This is a genomic window from Novispirillum itersonii subsp. itersonii ATCC 12639 (genome assembly GCF_000381985.1).
Classification (GTDB): domain Bacteria; phylum Pseudomonadota; class Alphaproteobacteria; order Rhodospirillales; family Rhodospirillaceae; genus Novispirillum; species Novispirillum itersonii.
Map to the genome: position 1 here is coordinate 205,978 of NZ_KB907339.1, position 10,589 is coordinate 216,566.

11 protein-coding genes are annotated in these 10,589 nt (G+C 64.4%); 10 read left to right on the forward strand and 1 reads right to left on the reverse strand.

Annotation, left to right across the window (positions count from 1 at the left end; all coding sequences use genetic code 11):
- Positions 1–19: 19 nt before the first annotated feature.
- The 10 genes from G365_RS0106630 (at position 20) to G365_RS0106675 (ending at position 9,415) form a co-directional block, all read left to right on the forward strand.
- Complete coding sequence (locus tag G365_RS0106630; protein ID WP_019644724.1) at positions 20–850, forward strand: enoyl-CoA hydratase family protein; 831 nt, start codon at positions 20–22, stop codon at positions 848–850.
- A 5-nt stretch (positions 851–855) separates the two neighbouring features.
- Complete coding sequence (locus G365_RS0106635) at positions 856–2,013, forward strand: acyl-CoA dehydrogenase family protein (RefSeq protein WP_019644725.1); 1,158 nt, start codon at positions 856–858, stop codon at positions 2,011–2,013.
- A 147-nt stretch (positions 2,014–2,160) separates the two neighbouring features.
- The gene (locus tag G365_RS0106640) at positions 2,161–3,795 is read left to right on the forward strand and encodes a benzoate-CoA ligase family protein (RefSeq protein ID WP_019644726.1); all 1,635 of its coding nucleotides are present in this window, start codon (positions 2,161–2,163) and stop codon (positions 3,793–3,795) included.
- A 125-nt stretch (positions 3,796–3,920) separates the two neighbouring features.
- The gene (locus G365_RS0106645) at positions 3,921–5,084 is read left to right on the forward strand and encodes an ABC transporter substrate-binding protein (protein ID WP_019644727.1); all 1,164 of its coding nucleotides are present in this window, start codon (positions 3,921–3,923) and stop codon (positions 5,082–5,084) included.
- Between the two features lie 95 nt (positions 5,085–5,179).
- Positions 5,180–6,100 (forward strand): branched-chain amino acid ABC transporter permease, encoded by a 921-nt coding sequence (locus G365_RS0106650; RefSeq protein WP_019644728.1) that lies wholly within the window; start codon positions 5,180–5,182, stop codon positions 6,098–6,100.
- Complete coding sequence (locus G365_RS0106655) at positions 6,093–7,094, forward strand: branched-chain amino acid ABC transporter permease (protein ID WP_019644729.1); 1,002 nt, start codon at positions 6,093–6,095, stop codon at positions 7,092–7,094. The genes G365_RS0106650 and G365_RS0106655 overlap by 8 nt, the downstream gene beginning before the upstream one ends.
- Positions 7,087–7,833, forward strand: coding sequence for an ABC transporter ATP-binding protein (locus tag G365_RS0106660; protein WP_019644730.1), 747 nt, complete (start codon positions 7,087–7,089; stop codon positions 7,831–7,833). The genes G365_RS0106655 and G365_RS0106660 overlap by 8 nt, the downstream gene beginning before the upstream one ends.
- Entirely contained in the window at positions 7,833–8,534 is a 702-nt protein-coding gene (locus G365_RS0106665; RefSeq protein WP_019644731.1) for an ABC transporter ATP-binding protein, read from the forward strand. Before G365_RS0106660 ends, G365_RS0106665 begins: the two co-directional genes overlap by 1 nt.
- Before the next feature lies 1 nt (position 8,535).
- Complete coding sequence (locus tag G365_RS0106670; protein WP_019644732.1) at positions 8,536–8,940, forward strand: acyl-CoA thioesterase; 405 nt, start codon at positions 8,536–8,538, stop codon at positions 8,938–8,940.
- Positions 8,941–9,022: 82 nt separating this feature from the next.
- Positions 9,023–9,415: a RidA family protein gene (locus G365_RS0106675; protein ID WP_019644733.1), complete on the forward strand. Its 393-nt coding sequence runs from the start codon at positions 9,023–9,025 to the stop codon at positions 9,413–9,415.
- A gap of 4 nt (positions 9,416–9,419) precedes the next feature.
- Here the strand turns inward: G365_RS0106675 and G365_RS0106680 are convergent, their stop codons facing one another.
- Positions 9,420–10,385, reverse strand: coding sequence for a DUF808 domain-containing protein (locus tag G365_RS0106680; protein ID WP_043741828.1), 966 nt, complete (start codon positions 10,383–10,385; stop codon positions 9,420–9,422).
- Between the last annotated feature and the right edge of the window lie 204 nt (positions 10,386–10,589).

Sequence of the window (10,589 nt, forward strand, 5' to 3'; positions counted from 1 at the left end):
TTAAGGAGTTCCCCTCTCCATGAGCCGCGCGACAGAGTTTGATCCCGTCACCTATACCCCGGAACATTTCCGCTGGAGCTTTGGCGACGATGGCGTCGCCGTGGTGATGCTGGACCGTCCCGACCGTAAAAACCCGCTGACCTTTGAGTCTTATGCCGAGCTGCGCGACCTGTTCCGCACGCTGGTCTATGCCGATGCGGTCAAGGCGGTGGTGTTTGCCTCTAACGGTGGCAACTTCTGTTCCGGCGGCGATGTGCATGACATCATCGGCCCGCTGCTGGACCGCGACATGCGCGGCCTGCTGGAGTTCACCCGCATGACCGGTGATCTGGTCAAGGCGATCCGGTCATGCCCGCAGCCGGTGATCGCGGCGGTCGATGGCATCTGCGTCGGGGCCGGGGCGATGGTGGCGCTGTTTTCTGATCTGCGGATCGGCACGCCGCGCGCCAAGACCGCCTTTCTGTTCACCCGTGTCGGTCTGGCCGGGTGCGACATGGGGGCCTGCGCCATGCTGCCACGGGTGATCGGGCAGGGCCGGGCGGCGGACCTGCTGTACACCGGGCGGGTGATGACGGCGGCGGAAGGGGAAAGCTGGGGCTTTTTCAACCGCATGGCTGATCCTGATGCCCTGCTGGACGAGGCGCTGACACTGGCCCGCAGCCTCGCCGCCGGGCCGACCTTCGGTCACATGATGACCAAGACCATGCTGAATCAGGAATGGTCGATGACGCTGGATCAGGCGATTGAGGCCGAGGCACAGGCGCAGGCGATCTGCATGCAGACCCGTGACTTTGGCCGCGCCTACGAGGCCTTTGTCGCCAAGCAGCAGCCGGTGTTTAAAGGGGACTGACCGCGATGGCCGATACCACATTCCTGCACTGGCCGTTTTTTGAGGACCGTCACCGCGCGCTGGCGGCGGATCTTGACCGCTGGGCAGCGGACAATCTGGCGGCGGTTGACCACAGCGATACCGATGCCGCCTGCCGCGATCTGGTGCGGCGGCTGGGGCAGGATGGCTGGCTGCTGCAGTCTGCCCCCGACCCGGAGGCCACCGAAGCCCGGCTGGATGTCCGCGCCCTGTGCCTGATCCGCGAGACGCTGGGCCGTCATGATGCGCTGGCGGATTTCGCCTTTGCCATGCAGGGGCTGGGGGCGGGGCCGATTTCTCTGTTCGGCACCCCGGAGCAACGGCGCCGCTGGCTGTCGCTGACCCGGTCCGGTCAGGCGATTGCAGCCTTCGCCCTGACCGAGCCGAAATCAGGATCAGACGTTGCCACCATGGAGATGGCAGCGGTGCGCGACGGCGACAGCTATGTGCTGACCGGGGAAAAAACGTGGATCTCCAACGGCGGGATCGCTGACGTTTATGTGGTGTTCGCGCGGACCGGGGCGGCGGCTGACGGGGCGAAAGGGCTGTCGGCCTTTATCGTGCCCGCCGATACGCCGGGCCTGACGGTGGCGGAGCGGCTGGAGACCATCTCGCCGCATCCGCTGGCCCGGCTGGCCTTCACGGAGTGCCGGATTCCTGCCTCGGCCCTGCTGGGGGCGGAAGGGCAGGGCTTTAAAATCGCCATGGCGACGCTGGATGTGTTCCGTTCCACCGTCGGGGCGGCGGCGCTGGGTTTTGCCCGCCGGGCGCTGGACGAAAGCCTGTCGCGGGCCAGTCAGCGTCATCTGTTCGGCAATCCGCTGGCCGACCTGCAACTGGTGCAGGGCATGCTGGCAGACATGGCGCTGGCCGTCGATGCGGCAGCCCTGCTGATCTACCGGGCGGCGTGGACCAAGGACAGCGGCGCCCCCCGGGTCACGCGGGAAGCGGCAATGGCCAAACTGTACGCCACCGAGGCGGCGCAGGAGGTGATTGATAAGGCGGTGCAGATTCATGGCGGTGACGGGGTGCGCTCCGGCCATCCGGTGGAAAAGCTGTACCGCGAGATCCGGGCCCTGCGCATCTACGAAGGGGCGTCGGAGGTGCAGAAAGTGGTGATTGCCCGGCAGGCCCTGATGGGCTGATGTGTCCGGTTGTTTGCTGAAAACCGGGACCTATCAAAAATCAACCGGCCCGGAACAAGAGTCAGGTCAAAGCGGGAATAAACGGGCGGAACCGTCCAAAAAAACAAAAACGATGATGAACAGAGGCTTGACCATAAGGAGGCGGACATGCTGGGTCCCACCGCGCATGTCGATACCTTTACCCGGGACAATCTGCCGCCGCAGCACAGCTGGCCGCACCTTGATCTGAGCCGGGAAGCGTATCAGTACCCGGAGTATCTGAATGCCGGGGTCGAACTGACCGACCGGCTGGTTGAACAGGGCTTCGGCGACCGGATTGCCCTGAAGAGTGATACCGAGGCCATCACCTACCGCGACCTGGCGGCGCTGACCAACCGCATTGCGCAGGTGCTGGTCGAAGATCTTAAGGTGGTGCCGGGCGAGCGGGTGCTGATCCGTTCCGCCAACTCTCCGCGCATGGTTGCCTGCTGGCTGGCGGTGATGAAGGCCGGGGCGGTTGCGGTCAACACCATGCCGCTGCTGCGGGCGGTTGAACTGGCGAAGGTGGTCGATAAGGCGGAAATCCGCGTTGCTCTGTGCGACCGCCGTCTGGAAGAGGAAATGCACCTCTGCGCCGCTGCCAGTCCGTTCCTGAAAACAGTGCTGCATTTTGATGGCACCGGCACTGCCGCCGATGATCTGGAACGGCGACTGACCGGGAAGGACCCGGCTTTTGCGGCCGTCCGCACCGGGCGGGATGATGTGGCGCTGCTGGGCTTTACCTCCGGCACCACCGGGGCACCGAAGGCCACCATGCACTTCCACCGCGACATCCTGATCATTGCCGACGGGTATGCGAAAGAGGTGCTGGATCCGCAGCCGGAAGACGTGTTTATCGGGTCCCCGCCGCTGGCGTTCACCTTCGGGCTGGGTGGTCTGGTGGTATTTCCGCTGCGGTTCGGGGCCACCGCCTGTCTGGTGGAGGATGCCCGCCCGGCCAGTCTGCTGGCCTCAATTCAGCGGCATCAGGCAACGCTGGTTTTCACCGCCCCCACCGCGTACCGGGTGATGCTTGCCACCCTGCAACAGCAGGGCAGCACGGATGCGGTCGCCAGCCTGCGGGCGGCGGTGTCAGCGGGGGAAACCCTGCCGCCGTCGATCTGCCAGATGTGGATGGAGCGCACCGGCAAACCGATCCTTGACGGTATCGGGGCGACGGAAATGCTGCATATCTTCATCTCCAACCGCTTCGGAGAGATCCGCCCCGGCTCGACCGGGCGGGCGGTGCCGGGGTACACGGCGATGATTGTGGATGACAGCATGACCCCGCTGCCGCCGGGCTCGGTCGGCAAACTGGCGGTGCGTGGCCCCACCGGCTGCCGGTACATGGCCGATGACCGTCAGGGCACGTATGTCCGGGATGGCTGGAACCTGACCGGCGATGCCTTCCGCATGGATGAGGACGGTTACTTCTGGTTTGCCGCCCGCACCGACGACATGATCGTCTCAGCCGGGTACAACATCGCCGGGCCGGAGGTGGAAGACGCCCTGCTGACCCACCCCGATGTTGCCGAATGCGCGGTGATCGGTGTTGAGGATGAAGACCGGGGCCAGATCGTGCAGGCCCATGTGGTCCTGAAGGACGGGGCCGGGGCCGGACCGGAGAAGGTGAAGGAATTGCAGGATTATGTGAAAAGCCGGATCGCGCCGTATAAATATCCCCGCTCCGTCATTTTCACCGATGCGCTGCCGAAAACCGCCACCGGCAAGATCCAGCGGTTCCGTCTGCGCGAGGCGGTATAAGCCTGCGTATTCTAAACACATAACAAAAAAAGTGTTCTCGTTTCAGAATGATGCACGCCAATAATGGCAGCGACGCCGCGCCACGAACACAAAGCTGTGGGCGGCGAAACAGGGAGAACAGAACCATGACCTTGCGGAAGATCCTTCTGGGTGCGGCGGCTGCGACCACACTGGCACTGGTGTCCGGCGCTGCTCTGGCGGAAGGGACCAAGATCGGCATGATCACCACCCTCTCCGGCAGCGGTGCCGGTCTGGGTATCGACGTGCGCGACGGCTTTATGCTGGCGGTCAAGCAGGGCGGCGGCAAGCTGGGAGGCAAAGCCGTCGACGTGCTGATCGAAGATGATGCGCAGGCCCCGGATAAGGCCAAGCAGATCGCCGAGAAATTTGTGAAAAAGGATGAGGTCAAGGTGATGACCGGCATCATCTGGTCCAACCTTGCCCTTGCCGTGGTGCCGGGAGTGCTGAAGGACGGCGTCACCTACGTCTCCACCAACGCCGGGCCCAGCCAGCTGGCGGGGGAAAAGTGTGACCCCGGCTATTTCAACGTGGCGTGGCAGAACGACAACCTGCATGAAGGCACCGGCAAATATGTGAATGATGCCGGGTTCAAAAATGTCTTCCTGCTGGCCCCCAACTATCCGGCGGGCAAGGATGCCATTTCCGGCTTCCAGCGCTATTACAAGGGCGGGGTGGCCGGGTCGCTGTTCACCAAGGTCGGCCAGACGGATTACGCCGCCGAAATCGCCGCCATCCGCGATGCCAAGCCGGATGCCATTTACTTCTTCCTGCCCGGCGGCATGGGCATCGCCTTCATGAAGCAGCTTCAGCAGGCGGGTCTGAAGGTGCCGGTGTTCGGTCCGGCGTTCTCCTTCGATCAGGATGTGCTGCCCGCCATCGGCGACGCGGCGCTGGGCGTGAAGAATGCCTCGCAGTGGTCGAAGGATCTGGATAACCCGGCCAACAAGACCTTTGTTGCCGCTTTCCAGAAGGAATATGGCCGTCTGCCGTCGCTGTATGCCTCGCAGGGGTATGATGCCGCGCACCTGATCGGGTCTGCGCTGAAGGTGGCCGACCCGGCGGATGCCAAGACGTTTCAGGCTGCGGTGAAGAAGGCTGATTTTGCCTCCGTCCGCGGGGCATTTGTCTTCGGCCCGAACAATCACCCGGTGCAGGACATTTATGTCCGTGAAGTGGTGAAGGAAGGGGACGTGCTGACCAACAAGGTCATCGGTGTCGCCTTCCGCAACCATCAGGATGCCTACGTCGATCTCTGCAAGATGCAGTAAGGCACCCTGCCGCTGATCCGGCGGCGGAAGGGGATGTTCCTTCCGCCGCCGCGATCCGCCGCCCGCTTTCCTCTCAGACAACCGGGGATACCGACATGTCGGCTGCGTTCCTGCTGGAGCAGCTTCTCAATGGTGTTCAGTTCGGGGTCATGCTGTTCCTGATGTCAGCCGGGCTGACGCTGGTGTTCGGCGTGATGGGACTGATCAATCTGGCGCACGGCTCGCTTTATATGGTCGGGGCCTTTGTCTGCGCGTGGGTGTCCGGGGCGACCGGATCCTTCTGGCTGGGGCTGCCCGCCGGGCTGGCCGCCGCTGCCGCTGCCGGGGCCGCCGTGGAAATTCTGGTGATGCGTCGCCTGTATGACCGTGATCACCTTGATCAGGTGCTGGCGACCTTCAGCCTGATCCTGATTTTCTCGGAAGGCACCCGCTGGATTTTTGGCAACCAGCCGCTGTACCTGAATATTCCGCCGCTGCTGTCGGGGGTGATCCCGCTGCCCGGCGACGGGGGCTATCCGCTGTACCGGGTGGCGATTATCGCGGTTGGTATCGTGGTGGCCATCGGGCTGTACCTGCTGATTTCCCGCACCCGGCTGGGCATGCAGATCCGTGCCGGGGAAGCGGACCGCGAGATGATCGGCGCGCTGGGGGTGGATATCAAAACCCTCTACACCGTAGTGTTCGCGCTGGGGGCGATGCTGGCCGGGGCGGCCGGGGCCCTGGTCGGGGCGTTGCAGTCGGTGCAGGTGGGGATGGGGGAATCCGTCCTGATCCTCGCCTTTGTCGTGATTGTCATCGGCGGTATCGGCTCCATCAAAGGGGCGCTGGTGGCGGCTCTGCTGGTCGGGCTGGTCGATACGCTGGGGCGGGCTTTTCTGCCGCGCCTGCTGACGCTGGTAATGCCGGCGTCGGATGCGGGCACCACCGGATCGGCGCTGGCGTCGATGGCGATTTATCTGGTCATGGCGGCCATTCTGGCATGGCGGCCCAAGGGACTGTTTCCGGCCCATGGATAATTCACGCAGCAATTCATTCCTCCGCAGCCGCGAAGGCGTGCTGACCGTGGTGGCGCTGGCGGTTCTGCTGGCTGCGCCGCTGGTGGCGCAGGCGGCGGGGCAGACGTACTTCATCTCTCTGGCATCCCGGGTGGCGATTCTGGCGTTGGCCGGGGTCGGGCTGAATCTGGCGCTGGGCTCCGGCGGGATGATCAGCTTCGGTCATGCCGCCTTCTTCGGGCTGGGCGGCTATGTCGCCGGGGCGATGGTGTTCCATGCGCAGGAAGGCGGGCAGTTTCTCGGCCTGCTGGCGGGGACACAGCAGGCCCTGCTGTCATGGCCGCTGGCGCTGGCGGTGGCGGGCATTGCCGCCCTGTTTATCGGGGTGATCAGCCTGCGGACCAGTGGCGTTTACTTCATCATGATCACGCTGGCTTTTGCCCAGATGTTTTATTATCTCGCGCTGTCATTCCCGACCTATGGCGGGGAAGACGGGATGACCCTGTACGAACGGTCAACGCTGGGCGGACTGTCGGTGTCAGGCGACCTGCCGTTTTTCTTCGTCTGCTTCGGGGTGCTGCTGCTGGCCCTGCTGCTGTGTTCCCGGCTGACCGGGTCCCGCTTCGGGGCGGCGCTGATGACGGCGCGGCAGAACGAAACACGGCTTGCCACCGTTGGCATCAACCCGTTTCCGGTCAAGCTCACCGGCTTTGTGATTTCGGCGATGATCACCGCGCTGGCCGGGGTGCTGCTGGTGGAACAGAACGGCTTTGCCAGCCCGTCGCTGCTGTCGTGGCACCGGTCCGGCGAAATCATGATCTTCGTCATTCTCGGCGGGGTCGGGCGGCTGATCGGCCCGGTGCTGGGGGCGGCGGTGTTCATTCTGCTGGAAACGGTGATCGGCGGCTATACCGACCGCTGGCAGCTGGTGCTGGGGCTGGTGCTGCTGGGCATCGTGCTGTTTGCGCGGGGCGGTCTGGTCGGCCTGCTGGCGGGGAGGGCGCGCCATGACTGATCTTCTGGTTCTGAACGGCCTGCAGAAGCACTTCGGGGCGCTGCGTGCCACCGATGATGTGTCGCTGTCGGTCCGCCCCGGCACCCTGCATGCGCTGATCGGCCCCAACGGGGCGGGAAAATCCACCCTGATCGGTCAGATCGCCGGCACCATCACCCCGGACCGGGGCAGCATCACCTTCCGGGGGGAGGATGTTACCCCCCTGACCCTGCCGCAGCGGGCCCGGAAAGGGCTGGGCCGCACCTTTCAGATATCGTCCCTGATCCCGGAGTTTTCCGCCCTGCGCAACGTTATGCTGGCGGTACAGGCCCGGCAGGGCAGCAGCTTCCGGTTCTGGGGCCGGGTGATGGCTGACCGCAGCCTGACCGGACCGGCCATGGCCTGTCTGGAGCGGGTCGGTCTGGCCGACCGGGCGCGGGTGCCGGTCAGCGACCTGTCGCACGGCGAGCGACGCCAGCTTGAACTGGCGGTGGCGCTGGCGCTGGAGCCGGTGTTGCTGCTGCTGGACGAGCCGATGGCCGGTCTGGGGCCGGAGGAGTCCCGCAAAATGACGGACCTGCTGCACACCCTGAAGCGGGAAACCGCAATGCTGCTGGTCGAACACGATATGGACGCGGTGTTTTCACTGGCGGATGAGGTCTCGGTGCTGGTTTACGGGCGGGTGATCGCCAATGGCCCGGTGGCGGAAATCCGTACCTCTGCCGCTGTGCGGGAAGCCTATCTGGGGGAGGACGCATGATGCTGACCGTCAGCGGTCTGGAAACCTTTTACGGCCCCAGTCAGGCCCTGTTCGGGGTTGATCTGTCCTTGCAGCAGGGGCAGGTGCTGGCCCTGATGGGGCGCAATGGCATGGGCAAGACCACCACCATCCGCTCCATCATGCGGCTGACCCCGCCGAAACGTGGCACCGTCCACTTTTCCGGGCAGGATCTGGCCGGGTTACAGGCGTTCCGGGTGGCCCGGCTGGGGCTGGGGCTGGTGCCGGAGGGGCGGCGGGTGTTCGCCCCGCTGTCGGTGGAAGAAAACCTGCGGGCCACCGCCCGCGATGCGGACGACACGGCCGGAGGCTGGAGCCTGAAGCGGGTCTATGCCCTGTTCCCCCGCCTGCGGGAGCGCGCCGGGCAGGCCGCCCGGACCCTGTCGGGCGGGGAACAGCAGATGCTGGCGGTCGGCCGGGCGCTGATGACCAATCCGCGCCTGCTGATCCTTGACGAAGCCACCGAGGGGCTGGCACCGCTGATCCGGGCCGAGATCTGGTCCGCGATTGCCGCCCTGAAGGCGGAGGGGCTGTCGATTCTGGTGGTCGATAAACATCTGAAAGACCTGCTGCCGCTGGCCGATGCCTGCGTGGTGCTGGAGAAAGGCCGTTCGGTCTGGGCAGGCAGCCCGCAGGCCCTGCAGGCGGATGCCGCGTTGCAGCACCGTTATCTGGGGGTATGAGATGGCGGCTTTTGTCACCACCCGCAAAGTGCTGTTCCAGCACTGTGATCCGGCGGGGATCGTGTTCTATCCCCGCTATTTCGAGATGATTAATTCGGTGGTTGAGGAATGGTTCGAGGATGTTCTCGGCCATTCTTTCGCCAGCCTGCACATGGACCAGAAAAAGGGGGTCCCGACCGCCGGGATCTCAGTGGATTTTCGCGCCCCCAGCCGTCTGGGAGAGGTGCTGACCTTTACCCTGACCCCCGGCCCGCTCGGGCGGTCGCGGATTCCCTGCCGGATTGAAGCTCACGGCGGTGAACAGCTGCGGCTGGAAGGGGCGCTGACGCTGGTCTATGTCGATGGTGTCACCCTGAAGTCGGAAACCCTGCCCGCCGCATTGGCGGCGCGGATTGAACAGCCCTGACGGACTGTCGGATTTTACCCGTCGCCTGCCCGTGGACTGCCTGTGGCGTCTGCGCCGGGCGCCTGATGAGAGAGTTACAATCATGCACGATCTTCTGCACCCCAAGAACTGGAAGCCCGCCATCGGTTATGCCAATGGCATCAAGGCCAGCGGCACCACCCTGTATCTGGGTGGTCAGATCGGCTGGAACGGTCAGCAGGAGTTTGAGACCGATGACTTTGTCGGCCAGGTTGAACAGGCCCTACGCAATATTGTCGCCATTCTGGAAGAAGGCGGTGCAGGGCCGGAACATCTGGTGCGCCTGACCTGGTATGTCACCGACAAGCGGGAATACCTCGACCGCCTGAAAGATGTCGGGCAGGCCTACCGCACCGTGCTGGGGCGGCACTTTCCGGCAATGACCATGGTGCAGGTGGCGGCGCTGGTCGAAGACCGCGCGAAGGTGGAAATCGAAGCCACCGCCGTTCTGCCTTAAGTTTTTACCCTTTGCGGAACCGGGCGGCCACCGGGGCGATGCCGTAGTGAATTGCCCCGACCACCCCCAGCCCGACGGCAAGGCCGCCAACCCCTGCGGCCCCGGCTGACGTCAGCCAGTTGAGGACGCCACCGATTGCCGGAACCGTCTGCGCCGCCAGAGCGGCCAGACCGGCAATCCCGTGGCCGGGGGCGTTGACCCCGTACTGTTCCAGACCATGGACCAGAATACCGCCGCCGACCCACAGCATGGCGGCGGTACCGACCACGCTCAGCAGTTTCAGGAACTTCGGCATCCCGTTGACCAGTCCGCGTCCGATGGTTTGCAGCAGGCGGCTGCGGGTCTGGGCCAGTACCAGCCCGACGTCGTCAGCCTTGACGATCACCGCCACCGCGCCATACACGACGATGGTGATACCGATACCGACCACCGCCAGAATGACGGCCTGAAGCCAGAACGAAGAGGTTTCCGCCGCTACGGTGGACAGGGTGATCGCCATGATCTCGCCGGACAGAATCAGGTCTGTGCGTACCGCACTGCGGACCTTCTCATCTTCCAGTTCCTTGGCATTTTTGGCCGAAGAGCCCCCTTCCGAGGTCTCGCCCGTATCATGGTGAAGCACGGCTTCAAGGACCTTTTCCGCGCCTTCGTAACACAGGAACAGCCCGCCCGCCATCAGCAGCGGGGTGATCGCCCACGGGGCAAACAGGCTGAGCAGCAGGGCGGCAGGCAGCAGGATCAACAGCTTGTTGCGCAGTGATCCGACCGTGATACGGGCGATGATCGGCAGTTCGCGGTCGGCGGTGAAGCCGACCACATAGCGCGGGGTGACGGCGGCATCATCGACCACCACCCCGGCGGCCTTGGCCCCGGCCTTGCCCGCCTGCGCCGCCGCGTCATCCAGACTGGCAGCGGCAACCTTGGCCAGAGAAACCACATCATCCAGCAGCGCCAGAAGCCCCTGCGACATCCGATACATCCTTCCTGAAATCCTGTCGGCGTCAGTTAACGGAAGCCGGGGCCGGGATGCAAGGTGTGGTTTGAAGAAAACGGACAGGCGGAAACAGGGCTGGGACGTTTTGGGGAGCGGAAAATGCGGGCGCTGCCCGTACCCGGTAAGGGCCATTGGCCCTTTCTTTTGGAAAGAAGGCACTGTCGATTTGATTTTTTGGTG